Below are 23,765 nucleotides of genomic sequence, written 5' to 3' on the forward strand. Positions count from 1 at the left end.
GCTCATATGAGCGCGCGTTCATCACGATCGGATCTCGGAGCGGCGGAAGGGGCTTGTCCAGACACCTGTAATCGATTCCAATCCTCCGTGTAATCGATTCCACGGACTCCCAGCGAGTCCCACGGGCTCACAAGGAGGTGATCCGGCGCATGGCGAGCATCAAGGACGTGGCGGCCCGCGCGGGCGTGTCCGTCGCCACGGTCTCCCGTGTCCTCAACAGCCACCCGTCCGTCAGCCCCGAGGCACGCGCCCGCGTCCTCGCCGCCGTCGACGCGCTCGGCTACCGGCCCAACGCCGTGGCCAGGTCGCTGCGCACCGACCAGACCCGCACCCTGGGCCTGGTCATCAGCGACGTGCTCAACCCGTACTTCACCGAACTGGCCCGCTCCGTCGAGGAGGAGGCCCGCGCGCTCGGCTACAGCGTCATCATTGGCAACGCCGACGAGCGGCCCGAACTCCAGGACCACCACGTCCGCACGCTCCTCGACCGCAGGATCGACGGCCTGCTCGTCTCGCCCACCGACGGCGGCTCCCCGCTGATGCTGGACGCGGTCCGCGCGGGCACCCCCATGGTCTTCGTCGACCGCTGGATCCCCGGCGTGGACGTCCCCGTCGTACGGGCCGACGGCCGCGCCGCCATCCGCGACCTGGTCGCCCACCTGCACGGCCTCGGCCATCGCAGGCTCGCCATCATCGCGGGCCCGGCCACCACCACCACCGGCAGCGAGCGCGTCGAGGCCTTCCGGGAAGCCCTGCGCGAGCACAGCCTGACGCTGCCCGAGGCCTACATCGGCCACGGAGACTTCCAGGCCGGCAGCGGCCGCCGCAGCACCGAGCGCTTCCTGGCCCTCCCCGAGCCGCCCGAAGTCGTCTTCGCCGCCGACAACCTGATGGCGCTCGGCGCGCTCGACGCGATCCGGGCCCACGGCCTGCGCGTGCCGCACGACATCGGGCTCGCCGCCTTCGACGACATCCCGTGGTTCGTCCACACGGATCCGCCGATCACCGCGATCGCGCAGCCCACCGGCGAGCTGGGCCGGGCCGCCGTCCGCGCCCTCGTCGACCGCATCGAGGGACGGCCGCCGCAGTCCGTCACCCTGCCCGCGCGCCTGGTCGTCCGCAGCTCCTGCGGCGAGGACGCCCCGACCCACAGGAGCAACCCGTGAGCGGTTCCGACGACTTGCTGCGCGTAGAAGGCATACGCAAGTCCTTTCCCGGCGTGGTCGCGCTCGACGGCGTCGACTTCGATCTGCGCCGGGGCGAGGTGCACGTCCTGCTCGGCGAGAACGGCGCGGGCAAGAGCACCCTCATCAAGATGCTCTCCGGCGCCCACCGCCCCGACAGCGGCCGGATCCTCGTCGACGGGCGCGAGGTGCGCGTCCACAGCGCGCAGGACGCCGAACGGCTCGGCATCGCCACCATCTACCAGGAGTTCAACCTGGTGCCCGACCTCACGGTCGCGGAGAACATCTTCCTGGGCCGCCAGCCGCGCCGCCTGGGGATGATCGACCGCAGGCGGATGGAGGCGGACGCCGCGGTGCTCCTGGAGCGGGTAGGCGTTGACGTCGCTCCCCAGGCGCGCGTACGTGAACTGGGCATCGCCCGGCTCCAGATGGTCGAGATCGCCAAGGCGCTCAGCCTCGACGCGCGCGTCCTCGTCATGGACGAGCCGACCGCCGTCCTCACCTCCGAGGAGGTCGACAAGCTCTTCACGATCGTGCGCTCACTGCGAGCGGACGGCGTGGGCGTCGTCTTCATCACCCACCACCTCGAAGAGATCGCCGCCCTCGGCGACCGCGTCACCGTGCTGCGCGACGGCCGCAGCGTCGGCCAGGTGCCCGCCTCCACCCCCGAGGACGAACTCGTCCGCCTGATGGTGGGGCGCGGCATCGACCAGCAGTATCCGCGCCAACGCCCGGACGCCGGAGCCCCGTTGCTCTCGGTGCGCGGCCTCACCCGCGACGGCGTCTTCCACGACGTCGGCTTCGAGGTGCGCGCCGGTGAGGTCGTCGGCCTCGCGGGGCTGGTCGGCGCGGGCCGCACCGAGGTCGCCCGCGCCGTCTTCGGCGCCGACCGCTACGACAGCGGCACCGTCGAGGTCTCCGGCACCCGCCTGCCCCGGCACGACGTGAACGCCGCCATGGGCGCCGGGATCGGCCTCGTCCCCGAGGACCGCAAGGGCCAGGGGCTCCTGCTGGACGCCTCCGTACAGGAGAACCTGGGCCTGGTCACGCTGCGCTCGGCCACCCGCGCCGGGCTCGTGGACCGCAAGGGACAGCGCACGGCCGCCGCACGGATCGCCGAGCAGCTCGGCGTACGGATGGCCGGGCTCGGCCAGCAGGTGCGCACCCTGTCCGGCGGCAACCAGCAGAAGGTCGTCATCGGCAAGTGGCTCCTCGCCGAGACGAGAGTGCTCATCCTCGACGAGCCGACCCGTGGCATCGACGTCGGCGCCAAGGTCGAGATCTACCAGCTCATCAACGAACTGACCGCCTCCGGGCACGCCGTCCTGATGATCTCCAGCGATCTTCCCGAGGTGCTCGGCATGAGCGACCGGGTGCTGGTCATGGCCCAGGGGCGGATCGCCGGCGAACTCCCGGCACACCGGGCGACCCAGGAAGCCGTCATGGAACTCGCCGTCGGCGCGGCCCCCGCGGCCGCCCCGGCACCGCACGAACTTGTATCGCACGAAGAGGAGGGCTCCCGTGGCCACTGACACGCTCCGCAGCACCACGGGCGCGAGCGGCGCCCAGACCGTCCGCCGCCTGCTGCTCGACAACGGCGCCCTCAGCGCCCTGGTGGTCCTGGCGGTGGCGATGTCGCTGCTCTCCGGCGACTTCCTGACCACACAGAACCTGCTCAACGTCGGCGTCCAGGCCGCCGTCACCGCGATCCTCGCCTTCGGCGTCACCTTCGTCATCGTCTCGGCCGGCATCGACCTCTCCGTCGGCTCGGTGGCCGCGCTGAGCGCGACCGTGCTCGCCTGGACGGCGACGAAGCAGGGCCTGCCGGTCTGGTTCGCGGTCCTCCTCGCCATCGGTACGGGCCTGGCCTGCGGCGTCGTCAACGGCGCCCTCGTCTCGTACGGCAAACTCCCGCCGTTCATCGCCACCCTGGCCATGCTCTCGGTCGGCCGCGGCCTCTCCCTGGTCATCTCGCAGGGCAGCCCGATCGCCTTCCCCGAGTCCGTCTCCCGGGTGGGCGACACGCTCGGCGGGCACCTGCCGGTCCCGGTGATCGTGATGGTCGTGATGGGCCTGCTCACTGCCCTGATCCTGTCCCGTACGTACATCGGGCGCTCCATGTACGCGATCGGCGGCAACGAGGAGGCGGCCCGGCTGTCGGGGCTGCGGGTCAAGCGGCAGAAGATCGCGATCTACGCTCTCTCCGGCCTCTTCGCCGCCGTCGCGGGCATCGTGCTCGCCTCCCGGCTGGTCTCCGCGCAGCCGCAGGCCGCCCAGGGGTACGAGCTCGACGCGATCGCGGCCGTCGTCATCGGCGGCGCCAGCCTCTCCGGCGGCGTCGGCAAGGCGTCCGGAACCCTCATCGGCGCGCTGATCCTCGCCGTGCTGCGCAACGGCCTCAACCTGCTGTCGGTGTCGGCGTTCTGGCAGCAGGTCGTCATCGGTGTCGTCATCGCGCTCGCCGTGCTGCTCGACACGGCGCGCCGCCGCGCCGGGGCCGCACCGGGGGCGACCGCGACGGGAGCGGGAGGCGGCTTCGGCGGCAAGCGGGGCGCGGCCAAGCTCGCGGTCGCGGCCGTCGCCCTGGCGGCTGTCCTGGGCGCCCTGTCGTTCGTGAACACCGGCTCGTCCGGCTCGTCCACCAAGATGGGCATGTCGCTCTCCACCCTCAACAACCCCTTCTTCGTCCAGATGGAAGCCGGGGCCAAGGCGGAGGCGAAGGCGGCCGGAGTCGACCTCACCGTCACCGACGCCCAGAACGACGCCTCCCAACAGGCCAACCAGATACAGAACTTCACCGGCGCGGGAGTGAAGTCGATCATCGTCAACCCGGTCGACTCGGACGCCGTCGGGCCGTCCGTGCGCGGCGCCAACAAGGCGGACATCCCGGTGGTCGCCGCCGACCGGGGCGTCAACAAGGCCGAGACCGCCACCCTGGTCGCCTCCGACAACATCGCGGGCGGCAGGCTCGCCGCCAGGACCCTCGCCGACAAGCTCGGCGGCAAGGGCAGGATCGTCGTCCTGCAGGGCACCGCGGGCACCTCCGCCAGCCGCGAGCGCGGCCAGGGCTTCGCCGAGGGCATCAAGGCGTACCCCGGCATCACGGTCGTCGCCCGCCAGCCCGCCGACTTCGACCGCACCAAGGGCCTCGACGTCATGACCAACCTGCTGCAGTCCCACGCCGATGTCAGCGGAGTCTTCGCCGAGAACGACGAGATGGCCCTCGGCGCGGTCAAGGCCCTGGGCGCCAAGGCGGGCACGTCCGTCGCGGTGGTCGGTTTCGACGGCACCCCCGATGGCCTGAAGGCGGTCGCGGCGGGCACGCTGTACGCGTCGGTCGCTCAGCAGCCCGCCGAGCTCGGCCGCATCGCCGTCCGCAACGCGGTGCGGGCGGCGAAGGGCGACGCGGTCGAGAGCACGGTGAAGGTCCCGGTCAAGGTCGTCACCCGGCGCAACGTCGCCGACTTCTCCTGACGGGCGTCCACCCGCACACCCGCCACACCCGCCACTCAGCGAAAGCAGGACAGGGATGTACGACTACGACCTCCTGGTCGTCGGGTCCGCCAACGCCGACCTCGTCATCGGGGTGGAGCGGCGCCCCGGGCCCGGCGAGACGGTGCTCGGCTCGGACCTGGTGGTCCACCCCGGCGGCAAGGGCGCCAACCAGGCCGTGGCCGCCGCCCGGCTCGGGGCGCGCGTCGCGCTGCTCGCCCGCGTCGGCGACGACGGACACGGGCGGCTGTTGCTGGACTCCCAGCGGGCGGCCGGCGTCGACACCGTCGGCATGCTGGTTGGCGGGGCGCCCACCGGGGTGGCGCTGATCACGGTGGACCCGTCGGGAGACAACAGCATCGTGGTCTCGCCCGGCGCCAACGCCCGCCTCACGCCTCAGGACGTACGCGCCGCCGCCAGCGTCTTCCAGGCCTCGCGGGTGGTGTCGGCGCAGCTGGAGATCCCGCTGGAGACCGTGGTGGAGACCGTCCGCAGCCTCGCCTTCGACAGCCGGTTCGTCCTCAACCCCTCGCCGCCCGGTCCGCTGCCCGCCGAGGTCCTCGCGGCCTGCGACCCGCTGATCGTCAACGAGCACGAGGCCCGTTTCCTGCTGGGCGACTCGGCGGGCCCCGCGCCCGAGGACTGGGCGCGGGCGCTGCTGCTGCGCGGCCCGCGCTCGGTGGTGATCACCCTGGGCGCGGCGGGCGCCCTGGTCGCGGCCGGCAGTACGAACTCGTTCGTACGGGTGGCGAGTCCCCGGGTAGACGCGGTGGACACGACCGGGGCGGGTGACGCCTTCACGGCCGCGCTCGCCTGGCGGCTGAGCCGGGGCGAGAGCCTGGCGGACGCCGCCGCGTTCGCCGCGCGGGTCGGCGCGGCCGCCGTCACGCGCCAGGGGGCGCAGGAGTCGTTCCCGACCGCCGAGGAGGTCTTCGCCCGGTGAAGCGGTCCGGCATCCTCAACCGTCATCTGTCGGGCGCGCTGGCCGAGTTGGGCCATGGGGACGGGGTGCTCGTCTGCGACGCGGGCATGCCCATCCCGTCCGGCCCGCGCGTGGTCGACCTGGCCTTCCGGGCCGGGGTGCCGTCGTTCGCGGAGGTGCTCGACGGGCTCCTCGCCGAGCTGGTGGTGGAGGGCGCGACCGCCGCGCGGGAGGTGCGCGAGGCGAACCCGCCGGCCGCGCGTCTGCTGGCCGGGCACTTCCCCCGGCTCGAACTGGTCGCGCACGACGAGCTGAAGGCGCTGTCGGCGGGGGCTCGCCTCGTCGTACGGACGGGGGAGGCGCGGCCGTACGCGAACGTGCTGCTGAGGTGCGGGGTGTTCTTCTAGGGCCTGTGGTCAAATTCCCGTCGTCGCCCGAAGGGCGGTCCGGCGGCGTCTGGTGCGTGCTCTCGGCGCGCCGGGCGAGAGCCCTCGTACTGGACGTACGTGGGCTTTCGCCCGGTGCGGCGAGAGTGCGTGCCAGGCGTCGCAGGACAGACGGGAATTTGACGACAGGCCCTAGACCGGCCCCTCGGGCCTCACCAGCTCGGCGGGCTCGCGATCGCCCTCGCCAGGACGTCGTCCAGGAGGCGGGCCGTGGTGGGGACGTCGTACTGCGAGTTGTCGATGATGGGGAGGCCCGAGCCGTACCAGCCCGCCATGCGGCCGTGGATGCCGGCGACCTCCTCGTCCGAGAGGCGGCGGTTGCCGGAGCGCTCGGCGTTGCGCTCCAGGACGATGTCCAGGCCGGGCAGGAGGACGACCGGAAGCAGGCCCGGGCCGACGTGGCGCTTCCAGCCGCCGAGGCCCACGACCGGGCGGTCCGGGAAGACCGCGTCGTCGAGGATGCAGGAGATGCCGTTGGCCAGGAAGTTGCGCGCGGCGAAGCCGCAGGTGCGGCGGGCCAGGCGGTACTGCGCCTCGGAGTGGTCGTTCCAGCCCGACTGCGGGTCGGCGAAGCCCGCGCAGACCCATTCGCGCACGTCGTCGAGGCTGATGTGGGCGGTGGGGACGCGGCGGTGCTGGGCCCAGTAGCGGGCGACCGTGGTCTTGCCCGCGCCCGCCGGGCCTATGAGCAGCACCGCGAGCGTGGTGACCCCGGTGCCCTCCGGGGCCTGCGGCAGCGGGACGGGGCCGCCCGGGGGCAGCGGGACGTGCCCGGTGGTGTCCCGGGACGGTGGCGCGGGCGCGTGCTGCGGGGCCGGGGCGTGCCAACCCGGGGCGGGCGGTGGAGGCGGGGGGCCCGGGACGGAGGGCGGCTGGGCGCCGTGGGTGAGGGGCTGGTGGGCACCGGCGGGCAGGGGGCCGGTGTGCGCCACGGGCTGAGGGGCACCGGAGGGGCCCGGGCCGACGTGCGCCACGGGCTGGTGGGTTCCGGAGGACCCTGGGACGACCTGCCCCAAGGGCTGCGTACCGGCGGGCACGGCGCCGCCGTGCGACAGGGGCTGAGGGACACCGGAGGATCCTGGGCCGCCATGCGCCACGGGCTGGTGGGTGCCAGGGGCCGTCGGGGCGCCCGCGCCCTGGTGTGCGGCCCGGGCCACGGGCTGGTGGGCGGCGAAGGTCCAGTCGGGCCCCGCTCCGTGCCCCGGCGCGTGGGGCGGCGGAAGCGGCGCTCCCGCTTCGTGCTGCATCCGGTGCCACTCCGTCTCGTACAAGGCAACTGGCGCTGGTCCGACGCCCGTCGGAGGCGTCCGGTCCAGAACCGTACCTCCCCCGGCCGTCCCAGTGTGAACGGCCGGGGTGCGGCGAAGGTGCCCGGTCAGCCGCCGATTTCGTCGGCGAGCGCGCGCAGCGCCAGGCGGTACGAGCCGATGCCGAAGCCCGCGACGGTGCCGCTGGCCACGGCCGCCACCACGGAGGTGTGGCGGAACTCCTCGCGGGTGTACGGGTTCGAGATGTGCACCTCGATGAGCGGGGCGGTGCGCTGGGCGGCCGCGTCCCGCATTCCGTACGAATAATGGGTGAACGCGCCCGGGTTGAGAACGACCGGAATCTTTCCGTCGGCCGCCTCGTGCAGCCAGCGGATCATGTCGCCCTCGTCGTTGGTCTCGCGGACCTCCACGTCGAAGCCGAGCTCCTTGCCGAGGCTCTGGCAGACCTCCACGAGCCCGGCGTACGTCGTCGCCCCGTAGACGTCCGGCTCGCGCGAGCCCAGGCGACCCAGGTTGGGGCCGTTGAGCACCAGGACGCGACGGCTCACGACGACACCTCGCCGTACGCCGCGAGCAGCACCGCCGGGTCCGGGCCCTCCAGGACCGTCGGCTTGGCGAGGCCGTCCAGGACGATGAAGCGCAGCAGGTTGCCCCGCGACTTCTTGTCCAGCTTCATGTTCTCGACCAGCTTGGGCCACTGGTCGGCGCGGTAGGTGAGCGGCAGGCCCACCGACTCCAGGATGGAGCGGTGCCGGTCGGCCGTGGCGTCGTCGAGCCGCCCGGCGAGACGGCCCAGCTCGGCGGCGAAGACCATGCCGACGGAGACGGCGGCGCCGTGGCGCCACTTGTAGCGCTCGTTCTTCTCGATGGCGTGCGCGAGGGTGTGCCCGTAGTTCAGGATCTCGCGCAGGCCCGACTCCTTGAGGTCGCTGGAGACGACCTCCGCCTTCACCCGGATCGCGCGCTCGACCAGCTCGGCCGTGTGCGGGCCCTCGGGGGTGCGGGCGCCCGCCGGGTCGGCCTCGATCAGGTCGAGGATGACCGGGTCGGAGATGAAGCCGGCCTTGATGACCTCGGCCATGCCGGAGACGAAGTCGTGGACCGGCAGCGAGTCCAGCGCCGCGAGGTCGCACAGGACGCCCACGGGCGGGTGGAACGCGCCTACCAGGTTCTTGCCCTCGGCGGTGTTGATGCCGGTCTTGCCGCCCACGGCCGCGTCGACCATGCCGAGCACGGTGGTCGGGACCGAGATCCAGCGGACCCCGCGCAGCCAGGTCGCCGCGACGAAGCCCGCCAGGTCGGTGGTGGCGCCGCCGCCGACGCCGACCACGGCGTCGGTGCGGGTGAAGCCGGACTGGCCGAGGGCCTTCCAGCAGTACGCGGCGACCTCGTAGGTCTTGGCCTCCTCGGCGTTGGGCACCTGGATGGCGATGGCCTCGTAGCCCTGGGCGGCCAGGTCCTCGCGGATGGCGTCGCCGGTGCCGGCCAGCGCCTCCGGGTGGATGACGGCGACCTTGCGGGCCCGGGTGCCGATCAGTCCGGGCAGTTCGGCGAGGAGGTTGCGGCCGACGAGCACGTCGTACGGGTCCGTCCCGGCGGTGCCGCCGACCTGGATCCGGGTGGGTGCCTGCTCGCTCATGCGGATTTCAGCTCCAGTGCGTCGAGGACCGCCTGGGCGACCTCTTCGGGGGTACGGTCGTCGGTCGCGACGACGACCCGGGCGACTTCGGTGTACAGATGGCGCCGGGCTTCCATCAGTTCGCGCCACTGGCGGCGCGGGTTGACGGCGAGGAGCGGGCGGGCGGTGTTGAGGCCGACCCGCTTCACCGCCTCCTCGACGTCCATGGACAGATAGACGACCGGCAGGCCGGCGAGCAGCGCGCGCGTGGACGCGTCCAGGACGGCTCCGCCGCCGAGGGCGAGCACGCCCGTGTGCTCGGCGACGGCGGCGCGTACCGCCTGCCGCTCCAGCTCACGGAAGTGCGGCTCGCCCTCGTCGACGAAGATGTCGGCGATCTCCCGGCCCTGGGCGGCCACGATGTCGGCGTCGGTGTCCCGGTAGGGCGCGCCGAGCCGCTCGGCGAGCAGCCTGCCCACGGTGGACTTGCCGGAGCCCATCGGGCCGACCAGGACGACCAGCGGACCGGTGCTCACCGGATCTGCAGGTTGTCGAGGTAGGACTGGACGTTGCGGCGGGTCTCGGGGACCGAGTCGCCGCCGAACTTCTCCGCGACCGCGTCCGCGAGGACCAGCGCGACCATGGCCTCGGCCACGATCCCGGCGGCGGGCACGGCACACACGTCCGAGCGCTGGTGGTGGGCCTTGGCCGCCTCGCCGGTGACCACGTCAATGGTCGCGAGGGCACGCGGGACGGTCGCGATCGGCTTCATCGCGGCGCGTACGCGCAGCAGCTCGCCAGTGGTCAGACCGCCCTCGGTACCGCCCGCGCGGCCGGAGGTGCGCTTGACGCCGTCGGCGGTCTTCACGATCTCGTCGTGCGCCTTGGAGCCGGGCACGCGGGCCAGGTCGAAGCCGTCACCGACCTCGACGCCCTTGATCGCCTGGATGCCCATCAGGGCGGCGGCCAGACGGGCGTCCAGGCGCCGGTCCCAGTGGACGTGCGAGCCCAGGCCGACCGGTACGCCGTACGCGAGGATCTCGACCACGCCGCCCAGCGTGTCGCCGTCCTTGTGAGCCTGGTCGATCTCCGCGACCATCGCCTTCGACGCGTCGACGTCCAGGCAGCGCACCGGGTCGGCGTCGAGCTTCTCGACGTCGGCCGGGGTCGGGTACACGCCGTACGGCGCCTTGGCGGAAGCCAGCTCGACCACGTGCGAGACGACCTCGATGCCCGCCGTCTCCTTCAGGTACGAACGGGCCACCGCGCCGAGCGCCACCCGGGCGGCCGTCTCGCGGGCGCTGGCGCGCTCCAGGATCGGCCGGGCCTCGTCGAAGCCGTACTTCTGCATGCCCGCGAGGTCGGCGTGGCCGGGGCGCGGGCGCGTCAGCGGCGCGTTGCGGGCCAGGTCGGCCAGGATCTCGGGGTCCACGGGGTCGGCCGACATGACCTGTTCCCACTTGGGCCACTCGGTGTTGCCGACCATGATCGCGACCGGGGAACCCATGGTGAGGCCGTGCCGGACGCCGCCGAGGAAGGTGACCTCGTCGCGCTCGAACTTCATCCGGGCGCCGCGTCCATAGCCGAGGCGCCGCCGGGCCAGGTGGTCCGCCACCATCTCCGTGGTGATCGGCACACCGGCGGGAAGGCCCTCCAGCGTCGCCACCAGTGCGGGTCCGTGGGACTCCCCCGCGGTCAGCCAGCGCAACCTGCTCAACGGTGCTCCTCGTTGCTCGCGCGTCCTGGTACTTCTACGGCGCGGCCGGGGTGCGCGGCCCTGGCCCGCCACCCTCTGATCCTCCCACGTCCCCGGTCGTACCTGGTCACCGGTCCAGCAGGCGGACGGTGGTTTCGTCAGGTGCGGGTCCCTTGTGGCCGGTCGCGCCCACGCGGCGGAGCCGCAGATGTCACGGCCCCGCGCCCCTGACGGGGCGCTACCTCAGCGGGACGCCAAAGCCTTCTCGCCCGCCTCGCGCATCGCCGCCAAAGGCGCCTTCTCCGTGCCCGTCATCTGTTCCACCTGGAGCACCGCCTGGTGTACGAGGAGGTCCAGGCCGCCCACCACCGCTCCGCCGTTCGCGGACCAGGCCGCCGCCAGCGCGGTCGGCCAGGGGTCGTACAGGACGTCGAAGAGCGTGCCGGGCCGTGCGGGGACGGCCGCCGCCAGCGCGTCGGTGGTGCCCGCCGGGGTGGTGGCGACGACCAGCGGCGCCTCGAAGGCCCCGGCCGCGTCCGCCCAGTCGGCGGTGCGCACGGCGACCCCGAGCCGCTCGCCCCAGCCCCGCATCTCCGCGGCCCGGTCGGCGCTGCGCACGTACGCGGTGACCTCTCCCGTACAGATGCGGGCGAGGGCGGCCAGCGCGGAGGACGCGGTGGCGCCCGCGCCGAGCACGGCGGCCGAGGGGACCCGCTCGACACCGCGCTCGCGCAGCGCGGCGAGCATGCCGGGGATGTCGGTGTTGTCGCCGTAACGGCGCCCGTCGGCGGTGAGGACGACCGTGTTGACCGCCTCCACGGAGGCGGCGGTGTCGCTGATGCCGTCGAGCAGCGGAATGATCGCGCGCTTCAGCGGCATCGTGAGCGAGAGCCCCGCCCACGACCGGTCGAGCCCGTCGATGAAACCGGGGAGCTGGGCTTCGTCCACGTCGAAGCGGTCGTACGACCAGTGGGTGAGGCCCAGTTCCCGGTAGGCGGCGCGGTGCAGCACCGGGGAGAGCGAGTGGGCGATGGGCGATCCCAGTACGGCCGCCCGTCGCACACCGCTCTCCTGGCTCACGGAGCTCACTGGCCGGACTTCTCCTTCTCGTACCTCTTGCGGTTCTGCTCGTGCTCTTCGTTGGTGACCGCGAACAGGGTCTCGTTCTCGGTGACGGAGACGAAGTAGTACCACGGGCCCGGCGTCGGGTTGAGCGCCGAGTGCAGCGCGGACTCACCGGGGTTGCCGATGGGGCCGGGCGGCAGACCGTGGATGTAGTACGTGTTGTACGGGTGCTTGAAGTCGCGCAGGTGCTTGACCGCGCCGATGTCCAGGGTGGACGTGCTCTTGGCGTAGTTGACTGTCGAGTCGAAGTCCAGCAGGCCGTAGGTCTCGGTGTTGTTGGGCTTCAGACGGTTGTAGACGACCCGCGCGACCTTGTCGAAGTCGTGCTTGTACTTGCCCTCCGCCTGGACCAGGCTCGCGACCGTGATGAGCTGGAGCGGCGACTTCAGGCCGAGCTTGGAGGCCATGCCCTTCAGGTCGACCTTGCTGTACTCGGTGTTGGCGCGGGAGACCATCTTGCGCAGCACGTCCTCGGGCTTGGCGCCCTTGGCGACCGGATAGCTGGCCGGGTAGAGGAACCCTTCCAGCGGATCCTGGATCTCCTTGCTGTCGTTCGCCCAGTCGGGCAGACCGAGGTTCTTCGCCTGGGCCTTCGCGACGTCCTTGGTCGTGCCCGGCTTGAGTTCGAGCCGCTTGTCGATCTGCTCGTAGACCCAGGCGTTGCGTTTGCCCTCGGGAATGATGAAGTTGCTGCGGCTGGCCGGGTTGAGCATGGCCGCGACCGCGTTCGCCGCCGACATGCCCTTGTTGAGGGTGTAGACGCCCGCCTGGAGGGTCTTGCCCTTGGGGTTCTCGTTCTGCGCGGAGACGAACGCGCCCTGGCTCTTGACCACTCCGGCCTTGGCCAGGATGCTGCCGATCTCGTAGCCGCCGGCGCCCTGCGGGATCTCCACCTGGACCGGGGTGGAGCCGGTGCCGACGTAGTCGGGGGCCGCGCCGAACTTCTTCTGCCAGAACTGGTAGCCGAAGTAGCCCGCGCCGCCCACGCCGAGCGAGAAGACGACGACGAGCACCAGACAGGCGCGGCCGCTCTTGCCCTTCTTCTTGCCCTTGCCCCGGCGGTCGCGGCCGGAGCCGCCGCGCCGGGAGGCGCGCGGCTCGTCCTCGTCGGAGTCGGGTTCGTCGCCGCCGTCGCCGTCGCTGAAGAAGGGGTGGGTCTCCTTCTCCGGCTCCTGCTCCTGCTCCGCCTCGGGGTTCCACTCCGGCGCCTGCTCGGGCACCGCGCGCCGCTGCCCCGGGGGCTGCGGCGGCGGGTACGCCTCGGGCGTGCCGTAGTAGTCCTGCGTCTCGTTGCCGTACGCCGGGTAGCTCTCGGGCTGCTGGCCCGCGTAGGGCATGGCGGCCTGCTGGCCGGTCTCCCATCCCGCGTGGTACTGGGCCTGCTGCACGTACTGCTGCTGGTGCTGGTGCTCCTGCTGGTGCTCCTGCTGGTGCTCCTGCTGGTGCTGGTGCTCCTGCTGCTGCGGGTAGCCCTGCTGGGGCTGCTCACCGTAGTGCTGCTGGTGGGCGTACGGGTCCTGCGGCTGCTGCGCGTACTGCTGGTGCTGCGGAACCTGCTGGTGTTGCTGCTGCACATTCTGCTGCTGGGCGTACTGCTGGTGCGCCTGCTGCTCGCCGTACGGAGCCTGACCGGGCGCAGCCTGCTGCGCTCCCCACCCCTGGTCCCCGTAGAGAGGGTCCTCGGGATGCCACGGTTCGGAGCCTGCGCCCCGGCCATACTCAGTCATCGGTCCCCTAGAGCCGCGAGGCATCCGGACGGTCCGCCTCTTTTGCTGTGCGGCAGCTGTTCGAATGTCGCCGCATCGCGCGGAACGTTACCGTATCGCGATCAGATAACCACTTCGACGCCCTCGCCGGGCGGGCGTCCTGACACCCGTTCGGCCTCAAGCGCGTTCTGCAGAATAACCACAGCGGCCGCCTGATCGATGACCGATCTGCCCTTCTTCGCCTTCACTCCGGAGGCGCGCAGCCCCTGGGTCGCCGTGACCGTCGTCATCCGCTCGTCGACCAGCCGGACCGGGATCGGGGCGATCCCCTTCGCCAGTTCCCCGGCGAACTTGCGGACCTTGACGGCCGCCGGGCCCTCGCCCCCGCTGAGGGAGCGGGGCAGTCCCACGACGACCTCGATGGGCTCGTACTCCTCGACGAGTCGGCGCAACCGCCGGTGGGCGGCCGGGACGTCACGTCCCGGCACGGTCTCCACCGGCGTGGCGAGGACCCCGTCGGGGTCGCACGAGGCGACCCCGATCCGGGCGTCCCCGACGTCGACCGCGAGGCGTCGTCCGCGTCGCATCAGACGGTCTCGCCGACCTGGCGCTCGACGGCGTCGATGGCGTCGCCGATCGCGTCCGGGTTCTGGCCGCCGCCCTGGGCGACGTCCGGCTTGCCGCCACCGCCGCCACCGAGGGTCTTGGCGGCGGTACGCACCAGCTCACCGGCCTTCAGACCGCGCTCGCGGGCGGCCTCGTTGGTGGCGATGACGGTCACCGGGCGGCCGTTGGCCGTGGTGAAGAGCGCCACCACGACCGGGCGGTCCGAGGAGATACGGCCGCGCACGTCCAGGACGAGCTTGCGCAGGTCGTCGGCGGAGGTGCCGTCCGGCACCTGGCCGGTGACCAGGGCGACGCCGTGGACGTCCTTGGCGCCCTGGGCGAGCCCGGCGGCGGCCTGGAGCACCTTCTCGGCGCGGAACTTCTCGATCTCCTTCTCGGCGTCCTTCAGCTTGCCGAGCATGGTGGAGATCTTCTCCGGAAGCTCCTCGGGACGGCCCTTGACCAGCTCCTGGAGCTGGGCGACGACCGTGTGCTCGCGGGCGAGGAAGTTGTACGCGTCCACGCCGACCAGGGCCTCGATGCGGCGCACGCCGGAGCCGATGGACGACTCGCCGAGCAGCTTCACCAGGCCCAGCTGGGCGGTGTTGTGGACGTGCGTGCCGCCGCAGAGCTCCTTGGAGAAGTCCCCGATGGTGACCACGCGGACGCGCTCGCCGTACTTCTCGCCGAACTCGGCGATGGCGCCCTGCTTCTTGGCCTCGTCGATCGACATGACCTCGGCCTGGACGTCCAGTTCGCGGGCGAGCACCTCGTTGATCTTCTGCTCGACGTCGGTGAGGACCGTGCCGGGAACGGCGGCGGGCGAGCCGAAGTCGAAGCGGAAGCGGCCCGGCGAGTTCTCCGAACCGGCCTGGGCGGCCGTCGGGCCGAGCGCGTCACGCAGGGCCTGGTGGGTCAGGTGCGTGGCGCTGTGGGCGCGGGCGATGGCGCGCCGGCGCCGGATGTCGATGGTGGCGTAGGCCGAGGCACCGACGGTGACCTCGCCGACCTGGACGACGCCCTTGTGGACGTGGACGCCGGGGACCGGCTTCTGCACGTCACGGATCTCGATGACGGCACCGGTGTCGAGCCGGATGCGGCCCTGGTCGGCGAGCTGGCCGCCGCCCTCGGCGTAGAACGGGGTGCGGTCGAGGACGACCTCGACCTCGTCGCCCTCGGAGGCGGCGGGCGAGGGCACGCCGTCGACGAGGAGGCCGACGACCGTCGACTCGTTCTCGGTCAGCGTGTAGCCGGTGAAGTCGGTCTCGCCGGAGTCGTCGGCCACCTCACGGTAGGCGGACAGGTCGGCGTGGCCGGTCTTCTTGGCCTTGGCGTCGGCCTTGGCCCGCTCGCGCTGCTCCTTCATCAGACGGCGGAAGCCGTCCTCGTCCACCGAGAGGCCCTGCTCGGCGGCCATCTCCAGGGTGAGGTCGATCGGGAAGCCCCAGGTGTCGTGGAGCAGGAAGGCCTTCTCACCGGCGAGGACCGTGCCGCCGGAGGCCTTGGTCTCGGTGACGGCGGTGTCCAGGATGTTGGTGCCGCCCTTGAGGGCCTTGAGGAAGGCGGCCTCTTCGGCGAGCGCGACCGTCTCGATGCGCTTGCGGTCGGTGATCAGCTCCGGGTACTGCTGCCCCATCGTGTCGATCACGACGTCGATGAGGTCCTGGACGACCGGTCCGGTGGCGCCCATGAGGCGCATGTTGCGGATGGCGCGGCGCATGATGCGGCGCAGCACATAGCCGCGGCCCTCGTTGCCGGGGGTCACACCGTCGCCGATGAGCATCACGGACGTACGGATGTGGTCGGCCACCACGCGCATGGAGACGTCGGTGTCGTGCTTGTCGCCGTAGCGCACACCGGTCAGCTCGGTGGCCTTGTCCATGACGACGCGCAGGGTGTCGGTCTCGTACATGTTCTGTACGCCCTGCAGGATCATGGCGAGACGCTCGAGGCCGAGGCCCGTGTCGATGTTCTTCGACGGGAGGTCACCGAGGATCGGGAAGTCCTCCTTGCCCTCGCCGGCGCCCCGCTCGTACTGCATGAAGACGAGGTTCCAGATCTCCACGTACCGCTCGTCGTTGACGGCCGGGCCGCCCTCGACGCCGAACTCGGGGCCGCGGTCGTAGTTGATCTCGGAGCAGGGGCCGCAGGGGCCGGGGACGCCCATGGACCAGAAGTTGTCCTTCTTGCCCAGGCGCTGGATGCGCTCGGCCGCAACGCCGACCTTCTCCCGCCAGATCTGCTCGGCCTCGTCGTCGTCGAGGTAGACCGTGATCCAGAGCTTCTCCGGCTCCAGGCCGAAGCCGCCGTCCGCCACGGAGCTGGTGAGCAGCTCCCAGGCGTACTTGATGGCGCCTTCCTTGAAGTAGTCGCCGAACGAGAAGTTGCCGCACATCTGGAAGAACGTGCCGTGCCGGGTGGTCTTGCCGACCTCTTCGATGTCCGGCGTACGCACGCACTTCTGCACGCTGGTGGCGCGCGGGGCGGGCGGCTTGGTCTCACCCAGGAAGTACGGCTTGAACGGCACCATGCCCGCGTTGACCAGGAGCAGAGTCGGGTCGTCCGCGATGAGCGACGCCGAAGGGACGACGGTGTGACCGCGCTCCTCGAAGAAGCTCAGCCAGCGGCGGCGGATTTCAGCCGACTCCATCAGTGGTCCTCATTCCGGTTGTACGAGATCTTCTTGTAGGAGATCTTCGGGTTCTGCTGGTTGGGTTGGTCGACGGCCGCGAGGCGGCGCTGCGCCGGGAGCTCCCGCACGTTGGAGGCGTTCAGCCCCAGCGCGTCGTTGAGTTCGGACTCGCGCTGGACCATTCCGGCCTTCACGTCGAGCGCGAAGTCCTTGAGCCGGTGGCCCGCCTCGATCGCCTTGTCGGCGGTGCGCGCGGCCAGCGACTCGGGGGTCAGCTGCTTCAGCTTCCGGTTGACCTTGGTGGTGGCCCACACACCGGCTGCGGCGCCCGCGGTGAACCAGAACGTACGGCGGAACATCGCAGCGTCAGCCCTTTCGCTTGCTCCGCCGCGTGGACGGCAGAGTCCGCCCGACGATCACCGTGCGAGGCGGCTCGGCGGGCCCGGTTTTCCGTCCGATGGCCCGGCGCACGCCGTACCCGAAGGCCGCGACCTTCACCAGCGGGCCGCCGAAGGTCGAGGCGACCGTGGTGGAGAGCGCCGAGGCGTTGGAGGTGACCTCCTGGACGTCCGCGGCGATCGCGTCGACCCGCTCCAGCTGGGTCTGCGCCGAGCGCACCGCCGTCGAGGCGTCCGCGAGGAGCGGGACGGCCTGTTCGGTCACGTCCGCCACCAGCTTGGTCGTCGCCTTCAGCGTCTGGGCCAGCCTCACGAGGACTACGGCGAGGAAGGACACCAGGATCGCCCAGAAGACGGCCACCAGGATCCCGGCCACCTCTCCACCGGACACTTCGCACCGCTCCCTGCGCATCGACCCTCGGACAAGAAAAAGTTGTCCCCCGACCCTATCGCGCCGAGCGTCTTGCCCCCTACCGCATTAGGGGCCGCGCGAGCGGAGTCGCGCAGGCCGATTGTACGCAGTGCTTACCCTTGAGTACTCTGCGTGCCGCCTGCGCGGAGCTGGTGTGCGAACTGCTGCGGCCCTCCCCCGGGCTGCGGGGTGCTCGCCGCCGGGCGGCTGCCGCTGCGCCTGGCCGGTGAGCGGTTACTGACGCTCGCGCCGATGGACGACGAGGACTCCGCGGCTCTCTTCGCCGACCGGGCCGCCGCCGGACGCGGTGGCTTCGCGCTCACCGACGAGCGGGCGGCCGCCGCCCTGGAGCTGTGCCGCAGGCTCGACGGAATCCCGCTCGCCTCTGGAGCCGGCGGCCGGGCGGCTCGGCGCGCTCTCGCTGGAGCAGGTGCTGCGCCGCCTCGACGACCGGTTCCGGCTGCTGACCGGCGGCGGACGCGGGGTGCTCGCGCGCCACCAGACCCTGCGCACCACGATCGGCTGGAGCCACGGGCTGTTGGCCGTCGTGATGTGCGAGCAGGTGGTGGAGGTCTGCGCGGACCACGGCGAGCGCTGGGCCAGGGCGTACGCGCTCTACGTCCTCGGGTACGCGGCCTGGCACGCCAAGGGCCTGGGCCGGGCGCGGGAGCTGCTCACCGAGTGCCTGGAGATCGACCACGCCTTCCGCGACCTGCTCGGCACGGTGCTCACGCTGGAGCTCATCGCGCTGGTGGCGGTGGGCGGCGGCGATCCGGCGGAGGCGGCGGTGTTGCAGGGGGGCCGAGGGGATCTGGCCGTCGGTGGGTCTGCCGCTGTTCGGCTCGGCCTGCTTCAACGCGGCGCACGTGCTGTGCGAGCAGCGGTCCCGGGGGCGCCTGGGCGACTCGGCATACGAGGCGTTCCGGGCCCGGGGCCGCGGGCTCGGCCTGGACGCGGCGGTGGCCCGGGTGGTGGCGGGCGGCGACGACGCGGCCCCCGAGGTGCCCGCGGCGCGCGAGGCACCGGCGCCACGAACGCGAGGGCCCGCCGCCTCCCGCTCCGTGCGGAGCGAGGGGACGGCGGGCCGGAGCGCGGAGCGCTGACTACTGCGCCTGGATCAGCGGGCGTAGTACTCGACGACGAGCTGCTCGTCGCAGATGACCGGGATTTCCTTGCGGTTCGGGTCACGGTCCAGGCGGAAGGCCAGGGCCTTCAGGTTCACCTGGAGGTAGCGCGGGGTCTCGCCCTCGCCGGCGTAGCCACCCTCGCGGGCAACCTGGAAGGGGTGCTTCTCGCGGCTGCGCTCGCGCACGGTGATGACGTCGTCCGGACGGACACGGAACGACGGCTTGTCGACCTTGCCACCGTTGACCTCGATGTGGCCGTGGACGACCATCTGGCGGGCCTGGTAGATGGTGCGGGCGATGCCCGAACGCAGGACCAGGGCGTCGAGGCGGCGCTCGAGCTCGACGACCAGCGCCTCGCCCGTCTTGCCCTCGGCCTTCTTGGCGCGGTCGTAGGCACGCGCCATCTGACGCTCAGAGATGTCGTACTGGGCGCGCAGACGCTGCTTCTCGAGCAGACGGACCTTGTAGTCCGAGTTCTGCTTGCGGCCACGGCCGTGCTCGCCCGGCGGGTACGGACGGGCCTCGAAGTACTTGACGGCCTTCGGCGTCAGCGCGATGCCGAGCGCACGGGACTTCTTGACCTTGGGACGCGACTGGTTAGGCACGTTCTCCAAACCTCCATGGTTGGGTTAGGTTAGGCTCACCTTACTCAAGGAGATCGTATGTCTCGTCCGGGGAACACCAGTCACATCACGGACAGCACGAAGAAGGCCGACCCTCAAGATGGGGCCAGCTCCACCAGCCCTCAGAATGGGGCCGGTACCGGTGCGCAGCATGCCACCGGTCACGTGACGGAGGTCCGATCAGATCGTGGTCAGCCGCGTCCCAGCGGACTTGAAATCGCACGGATGCCGTCAGCAGCCGAGCGCACACGAACTCTCGTACATAGTACCTGCTCGTCCGTGCTGCTCATTACCGGCCTCGACGGCGCCCGTCCCGAGCAGCTGGAGCCCCGGCTGCGCGACGTCGGGCCCGAGGGCGATCTGTTCCTGCTCTTCCCCGCCGACTCCCCCGCCGTACGCGCCGCCACCCACGCCCAGGACGACGAGCTCTCGGCCGTCCTGGAGATCACCGATGTGGCGCCGGTCTCCGTCCCTCACCGCATCCGGGGCCGCGCCTGGATCACGGGCTGGCTCACCCGTGTGCCCGGCTTGGCCCCGCCCGGCAGCATGACCCTGCGCCTAGAGGTGAGCGAGGCGTACGTGGACGACCTGTGGGGCGCGAGCGCGGTGGAGCCCGAGGCGTTCGCGGCCGCCGTGCCCGATCCGCTGGTCCGGGAGGAACCGGAGCTGCTCCAGCATCTGCACGCCCACCACGGGGAGCAGGTGCGGTCGCTGTGCGGCCTGGTCGGCCGCGAGAGGCGCGAGGGACGCGAGGGCCGCGACGGGGACCGGCGGATGACATCGGTCACGCCGCTCGCGCTCGACCGGTTCGGGCTGCGGGTCCGCTTCCGGGAGACCGCCGGGCAGTGCTTCGACGCGCGCTTCGAGTTCCCGGAGCCGGCGGCCGATCTGGCTCAGCTGCGCCGGGCGATGCGGCGGCTCTTCGAGGCGGCGACGGGCTGAAGGAACGGACTGGAGGAACGGGCTGGCGGCATGGACTGAACGAGCCCGTGGGCCCGGGGGCCCGGGGGTCACTCCCCCCGGCCCAGCCTCTCGCGGACCTTCTCCACCACGTCCGCATAGCGCGCCTCCGCCCCGTAGCGCGTCGGCTCGTAGTAGCGCTTGTCGGCCACCGCGTCCGGGGCGTACTGCTGCGCCGCGATCGCGCCCGGCACGTCGTGCGGGTACACATACCCCTGGGCGTGGCCGAGCTTGGCCGCGCCCTTGTAGTGACCGTCGCGCAGGTGGGGCGGGACGGGGCCGGCCAGGCCCTTCCGTACGTCCTCCATCGCGGCGAAGATCGCGTTCGTCGCCGCGTTCGACTTCGGGGCCAGCGCCAGGGCGATCGTGGCGTGGCTGAGCGTGAGGGCCGCCTCGGGGAAACCGATCATGGCGACGGCCTGGGCGGCGGCCACGGCCGTCGGCAGCGCCGTGGGGTCGGCCAGGCCGATGTCCTCGCTCGCGGAGATCATCAGGCGGCGCGCGATGAACCGCGGATCCTCGCCCGCCTCGATCATGCGGGCCAGATAGTGCAGCGCCGCGTCCACGTCCGAGCCGCGGATGGACTTGATCAGGGCGCTCGCCACGTCGTAGTGCTGGTCGCCGTCCTTGTCGTACTTCACCGCCGCCCGGTCGACCGTCTCCTCGACCGTCTGAAGCGTGACCTCCCGCTCCTCCTGGGCCAGCGCCGAGCCCGCCGCCGCCTCCAGCGCGGTCAGCGCGCGCCGGGCGTCGCCGCCCGCGATCCGCAGCAGATGCGCCTCGGCGTCCTCCGCCAGCGTCACCGCCCCGCCGAGCCCGCGCTCCTCCTCGACCGCCCGGCGCAGCAGGGCGCGCAGGTCGTCCTCGGTGAGCGGCTCCAGGGTCAGCAGCAGGGAGCGGGAGAGCAGCGGGGAGATCACCGAGAAGTACGGGTTCTCCGTCGTCGCCGCGATCAGCGTCACCCAGCGGTTCTCCACCGCGGGGAGCAGCGAGTCCTGCTGGGCCTTGGAGAAGCGGTGGATCTCGTCGAGGAAGAGGACGGTCTCCTTGCCGAAGCCGCCGATGGCCCGGCGGGCCCCGTCGATCACGGCTCGCACTTCCTTGACGCCCGCGGTGATCGCCGACAGCTCGACGAAACGCTTGTTGGTCGCCTTCGACACCACGTACGCCAGGGTCGTCTTGCCGGTGCCCGGCGGGCCCCACAGGATCACGGAGGAGGGCCCGGCGGGGCCGCCGCTCCCCTCCCCCACCAGACGCCGCAGCGGCGAGCCGGGCTTGAGCAGGTGCTGCTGTCCCACCACTTCGTCGAGGGTGCGCGGGCGCATCCGGACGGCCAGAGGGCTGCCCGCCGGGTCTTTCTCCTGGCGGTCCTCTGCGGCTGCGGTGAACAGGTCGGGCTCCACATCAAGAACCCTATGTCACCCCACTGACAACGCCCCGGGGCGCTGTCGGCTCAGCTCGTCCAGAAGTCCCACCAGCGCGTCAGGACCAGCATCCCGATGATCCCGACGTGCATGACGGGGAGGACCCAGGTGAACTCCGACAGGAACGACTTCAGCCAGCCCGGCGCCGGCAGCAGGCCGCGGCGGATGTTGTGCGAGGTCACGTACCAGAACATGAAGATCGTGGCGACCCACGCCAGGCTGCACCACAGGCAGAGCGCGTTGATCCGGTACAGCGACTGGAACTGCAGCCAGGTGCAGAACCCGACGCCGAAGAGCGTGCCGCCGTTGAGGGTCAGCCAGTACCAGCGGCGGAAGCGCGCGCCCGCCAGCAGGCTCATGCCGACCGCGATCACGATCCCGTACGCCACCAGACCCAGCATCGGGTTCGGGAAGCCGAACGCCGAGGCCTGGTCGCTCTTCATGATGTTGCCGCAGGAGACCACCGGGTTGAGGCTGCAGCCCGGCGTGAAGTTCGGGTCCTCGAGCAGCTTGAACTTGTCGATGGTGATGACCCAGGCCGCGAGCAGTCCGGCGGCCCCGGTGATCACCAGGAGCCACGCGAACGCGCGGCTGCCGCCGACGGTGCCCTTGGTGCTCACCTGCTCCTGACCGGAGGAGACGTCGTCAACTGTTGTGGTCATATCGCCGTTCCGTCATTCCGTGGCTGCTGGGCAGGGGCCATTGTGCCGCAATCGGTGGCCCGGCCACCGTTCGATGGAGATAAGGACGGCGGCATCCGGCGCGCCAAGTCCGGCCGCAAGGACCGGACTTGGCACTTCGGCACCGGCGTCATCCATCAGGACGACGCCGTACGTACGGAGTTGACCCGGCTCGTCAGGCCAGGCGCGCGCGTACGGTCTCGACGAGCTCCGCGACCGGGACCGCCACCTGGTCGCCGGACTCCATGTCCTTGAGCTGGACGACGCCCTCGGCCAGGTCCCGCTCGCCCGCGACGATCGTGAGACGGGCGCCCGAGCGGTTGGCGTTCTTCATGGCCCCCTTGAGGCCCTTGCCCCCGTAGCTGAAGTCCGTCGCCACGCCACCCCGGCGCAGCTCGGTGACCACGCCGAACAGGACCCGCCGCGCCTCCTCGCCGAGCGGCACCGCGAACACGCTGGTCGCGGACGGGATGTCGAGGGTGACGCCCTCGGCCTCCAGGGCCAGGACCGTACGGTCGACGCCCAGCGCCCAGCCCACCGACGGCAGCGCGGGGCCGCCGATCATCTCGGAGAGGCCGTCGTAGCGGCCGCCGCCGCCCACCGCGGACTGCGAGCCCAGACCGTCGTGGACGAACTCGAAGGTCGTCCGCGTGTAGTAGTCGAGGCCGCGCACCAGCTTCGGGTCGTCCTCGTACGCGACGCCCTCGGCGTTCAGGAGCTCGCGGACCTCCTCGTGGTACGCCTTGCAGGCGTCGCACAGGTAGTCGCGCAGCAGCGGCGCGCCCACCAGCTGCTTCTGCACCGCGTCCCGCTTGTCGTCGAGCACCCGCAGCGGGTTGATCTCGGCGCGGCGCAGGGTGTCCTCGTCGAGGTCGAGGCCGCGCAGGAAGTCCTGGAGCGCGGCCCGGTAGACCGGACGGCACTCCTGGTCGCCCAGCGAGTTCAGCAGGATGCGGAAGTCGCGCAGGCCCAGCGAGCGGTACGCGTCGTTGGCCAGGATGATCAGCTCGGCGTCGAGCGCCGGGTCCTCGGCGCCGATCGCCTCGGCGCCGACCTGCGAGAAGTGCCTGTAGCGGCCCTTCTGGGGGCGTTCGTAGCGGTAGTACGAGCCCGAGTACCAGAGCTTGACGGGCAGGTTGCCGGCCTTGTGGAGGTTGGCCTCCAGGGCCGCGCGCAGCACGGACGCGGTGCCCTCGGGGCGCAGGGCCAGCCTGTCGCCGCCCTTGGTCTCGAAGGCGTACATCTCCTTGGTCACGATGTCGGTGGACTCACCGACACCGCGCGCGAAGAGCTCGACGTTCTCGAAGCCAGGGGTCTCGACGTACCCGTAGCCGGAGTTGCGCAGCGGCGCCGCGATCGCCTCGCGGACGGCCAGATAGGTGGCGCTGTTCGGCGGCAGCAGGTCGTAGGTGCCCTTGGGGGCCTGGAAGGTACTCATGGGGAAGC

General features: G+C 71.7%; 21 protein-coding genes and 1 pseudogene. 7 read left to right on the forward strand and 15 right to left on the reverse strand.

Annotated elements, in window-relative coordinates:
- The first annotated feature begins 149 nt into the window (after positions 1-149).
- From AB0G17_RS02675 to rbsD, 5 genes are read left to right on the forward strand one after another with little or no spacing between them, the layout of a single operon-like run.
- Positions 150-1,166: a LacI family DNA-binding transcriptional regulator gene (locus AB0G17_RS02675; RefSeq protein ID WP_361374740.1), complete on the forward strand. Its 1,017-nt coding sequence runs from the start codon at positions 150-152 to the stop codon at positions 1,164-1,166.
- Positions 1,163-2,716 (forward strand): sugar ABC transporter ATP-binding protein, encoded by a 1,554-nt coding sequence (locus tag AB0G17_RS02680; protein WP_361374742.1) that lies wholly within the window; start codon positions 1,163-1,165, stop codon positions 2,714-2,716. The genes AB0G17_RS02675 and AB0G17_RS02680 overlap by 4 nt, the downstream gene beginning before the upstream one ends.
- A complete protein-coding gene (locus AB0G17_RS02685) occupies positions 2,706-4,658 on the forward strand; it encodes a substrate-binding domain-containing protein (RefSeq protein WP_361374744.1) in 1,953 nt (650 codons plus the stop codon). Before AB0G17_RS02680 ends, AB0G17_RS02685 begins: the two co-directional genes overlap by 11 nt.
- A 55-nt stretch (positions 4,659-4,713) precedes the next feature.
- Positions 4,714-5,619, forward strand: a complete 906-nt coding sequence (locus AB0G17_RS02690) for a ribokinase (protein WP_361374746.1) — start codon at positions 4,714-4,716, stop codon at positions 5,617-5,619.
- Positions 5,616-6,005, forward strand: a complete 390-nt coding sequence (rbsD, locus tag AB0G17_RS02695; RefSeq protein ID WP_361374748.1) for a D-ribose pyranase — start codon at positions 5,616-5,618, stop codon at positions 6,003-6,005. Before AB0G17_RS02690 ends, rbsD begins: the two co-directional genes overlap by 4 nt.
- A 191-nt stretch (positions 6,006-6,196) precedes the next feature.
- Here rbsD and AB0G17_RS02700 read toward each other — a convergent pair whose 3' ends face one another.
- The 11 genes from AB0G17_RS02700 to AB0G17_RS02750 form a co-directional block, all read right to left on the reverse strand.
- Complete coding sequence (locus AB0G17_RS02700; protein ID WP_361375319.1) at positions 6,197-6,958, reverse strand: AAA family ATPase; 762 nt, start codon at positions 6,956-6,958, stop codon at positions 6,197-6,199.
- Between the two features lie 461 nt (positions 6,959-7,419).
- Positions 7,420-7,860: a type II 3-dehydroquinate dehydratase gene (gene aroQ, locus AB0G17_RS02705; protein ID WP_361374750.1), complete on the reverse strand. Its 441-nt coding sequence runs from the start codon at positions 7,858-7,860 to the stop codon at positions 7,420-7,422.
- Positions 7,857-8,951: a 3-dehydroquinate synthase gene (aroB, locus tag AB0G17_RS02710; protein ID WP_361374752.1), complete on the reverse strand. Its 1,095-nt coding sequence runs from the start codon at positions 8,949-8,951 to the stop codon at positions 7,857-7,859. The genes aroQ and aroB overlap by 4 nt, the downstream gene beginning before the upstream one ends.
- Positions 8,948-9,466 (reverse strand): shikimate kinase, encoded by a 519-nt coding sequence (locus AB0G17_RS02715; protein WP_361374754.1) that lies wholly within the window; start codon positions 9,464-9,466, stop codon positions 8,948-8,950. The genes aroB and AB0G17_RS02715 overlap by 4 nt, the downstream gene beginning before the upstream one ends.
- Complete coding sequence (gene aroC, locus AB0G17_RS02720) at positions 9,463-10,647, reverse strand: chorismate synthase (RefSeq protein WP_361374756.1); 1,185 nt, start codon at positions 10,645-10,647, stop codon at positions 9,463-9,465. The genes AB0G17_RS02715 and aroC overlap by 4 nt, the downstream gene beginning before the upstream one ends.
- A 222-nt stretch (positions 10,648-10,869) precedes the next feature.
- Entirely contained in the window at positions 10,870-11,706 is an 837-nt protein-coding gene (locus AB0G17_RS02725) for a shikimate dehydrogenase (protein ID WP_361375321.1), read from the reverse strand.
- Between the two features lie 5 nt (positions 11,707-11,711).
- Positions 11,712-13,478, reverse strand: a complete 1,767-nt coding sequence (gene mltG / locus AB0G17_RS02730; protein WP_361374758.1) for an endolytic transglycosylase MltG — start codon at positions 13,476-13,478, stop codon at positions 11,712-11,714.
- A gap of 101 nt (positions 13,479-13,579) precedes the next feature.
- Complete coding sequence (ruvX, locus tag AB0G17_RS02735; protein ID WP_361374760.1) at positions 13,580-14,044, reverse strand: Holliday junction resolvase RuvX; 465 nt, start codon at positions 14,042-14,044, stop codon at positions 13,580-13,582.
- Positions 14,044-16,713, reverse strand: coding sequence for an alanine--tRNA ligase (gene alaS, locus AB0G17_RS02740; RefSeq protein WP_361374762.1), 2,670 nt, complete (start codon positions 16,711-16,713; stop codon positions 14,044-14,046). Before alaS ends, ruvX begins: the two co-directional genes overlap by 1 nt.
- Positions 16,713-17,054, reverse strand: coding sequence for a DUF6167 family protein (locus tag AB0G17_RS02745; protein ID WP_361374764.1), 342 nt, complete (start codon positions 17,052-17,054; stop codon positions 16,713-16,715). The genes alaS and AB0G17_RS02745 overlap by 1 nt, the downstream gene beginning before the upstream one ends.
- A 7-nt stretch (positions 17,055-17,061) precedes the next feature.
- Positions 17,062-17,505, reverse strand: coding sequence for a DUF948 domain-containing protein (locus AB0G17_RS02750; protein WP_361374766.1), 444 nt, complete (start codon positions 17,503-17,505; stop codon positions 17,062-17,064).
- Between the two features lie 137 nt (positions 17,506-17,642).
- Here AB0G17_RS02750 and AB0G17_RS02755 point away from each other — a divergent pair.
- Positions 17,643-18,598: pseudogene (locus tag AB0G17_RS02755) on the forward strand (hypothetical protein); the annotation flags it as partial.
- A gap of 24 nt (positions 18,599-18,622) precedes the next feature.
- Here AB0G17_RS02755 and rpsD read toward each other — a convergent pair.
- The gene (gene rpsD / locus AB0G17_RS02760) at positions 18,623-19,237 is read right to left on the reverse strand and encodes a 30S ribosomal protein S4 (protein ID WP_101392271.1); all 615 of its coding nucleotides are present in this window, start codon (positions 19,235-19,237) and stop codon (positions 18,623-18,625) included.
- Between the two features lie 243 nt (positions 19,238-19,480).
- On the opposite strand from rpsD, the gene AB0G17_RS02765 reads away from it, so the two are divergent.
- A complete protein-coding gene (locus AB0G17_RS02765; RefSeq protein ID WP_361374768.1) occupies positions 19,481-20,197 on the forward strand; it encodes a DUF2470 domain-containing protein in 717 nt (238 codons plus the stop codon).
- Positions 20,198-20,265: 68 nt separating this feature from the next.
- Here AB0G17_RS02765 and AB0G17_RS02770 read toward each other — a convergent pair whose 3' ends face one another.
- The 3 genes from AB0G17_RS02770 to hisS all read right to left on the reverse strand — a co-directional run bounded on the left by AB0G17_RS02770 (position 20,266) and on the right by hisS (position 23,757).
- Positions 20,266-21,618, reverse strand: coding sequence for a replication-associated recombination protein A (locus AB0G17_RS02770; protein ID WP_361374770.1), 1,353 nt, complete (start codon positions 21,616-21,618; stop codon positions 20,266-20,268).
- Between the two features lie 50 nt (positions 21,619-21,668).
- On the reverse strand, positions 21,669-22,301 hold the full coding sequence (locus AB0G17_RS02775; protein WP_361374772.1) for a vitamin K epoxide reductase family protein: 633 nt from the start codon (positions 22,299-22,301) through the stop codon (positions 21,669-21,671).
- Positions 22,302-22,494: 193 nt separating this feature from the next.
- Positions 22,495-23,757: a histidine--tRNA ligase gene (gene hisS / locus AB0G17_RS02780; RefSeq protein ID WP_361374774.1), complete on the reverse strand. Its 1,263-nt coding sequence runs from the start codon at positions 23,755-23,757 to the stop codon at positions 22,495-22,497.
- Between the last annotated feature and the right edge of the window lie 8 nt (positions 23,758-23,765).

Origin of the sequence: Streptomyces sp. NPDC023838 (assembly GCF_040639555.1) — a bacterium.
Lineage (GTDB): Bacteria > Actinomycetota > Actinomycetes > Streptomycetales > Streptomycetaceae > Streptomyces.

Bases quoted from the DNA above. Each gene is read 5' to 3' on its own strand.
- AB0G17_RS02675 (WP_361374740.1), top strand. From the start codon at position 150: ATGGCGAGCATCAAGGACGTGGCGGCCCGCGCGGGCGTGTCCGTCGCC.
- AB0G17_RS02690 (WP_361374746.1), top strand. From the start codon at position 4,714: ATGTACGACTACGACCTCCTGGTCGTCGGGTCCGCCAACGCCGACCTC.
- aroB (WP_361374752.1), bottom strand. From the start codon at position 8,951: ATGAGCGAGCAGGCACCCACCCGGATCCAGGTCGGCGGCACCGCCGGG.
- mltG (WP_361374758.1), bottom strand. From the start codon at position 13,478: ATGACTGAGTATGGCCGGGGCGCAGGCTCCGAACCGTGGCATCCCGAG.
- ruvX (WP_361374760.1), bottom strand. From the start codon at position 14,044: ATGCGACGCGGACGACGCCTCGCGGTCGACGTCGGGGACGCCCGGATC.
- alaS (WP_361374762.1), bottom strand. From the start codon at position 16,713: ATGGAGTCGGCTGAAATCCGCCGCCGCTGGCTGAGCTTCTTCGAGGAG.
- AB0G17_RS02745 (WP_361374764.1), bottom strand. From the start codon at position 17,054: ATGTTCCGCCGTACGTTCTGGTTCACCGCGGGCGCCGCAGCCGGTGTG.
- AB0G17_RS02750 (WP_361374766.1), bottom strand. From the start codon at position 17,505: ATGCGCAGGGAGCGGTGCGAAGTGTCCGGTGGAGAGGTGGCCGGGATC.
- AB0G17_RS02765 (WP_361374768.1), top strand. From the start codon at position 19,481: ATGCCGTCAGCAGCCGAGCGCACACGAACTCTCGTACATAGTACCTGC.
- AB0G17_RS02775 (WP_361374772.1), bottom strand. From the start codon at position 22,301: ATGACCACAACAGTTGACGACGTCTCCTCCGGTCAGGAGCAGGTGAGC.
- hisS (WP_361374774.1), bottom strand. From the start codon at position 23,757: ATGAGTACCTTCCAGGCCCCCAAGGGCACCTACGACCTGCTGCCGCCG.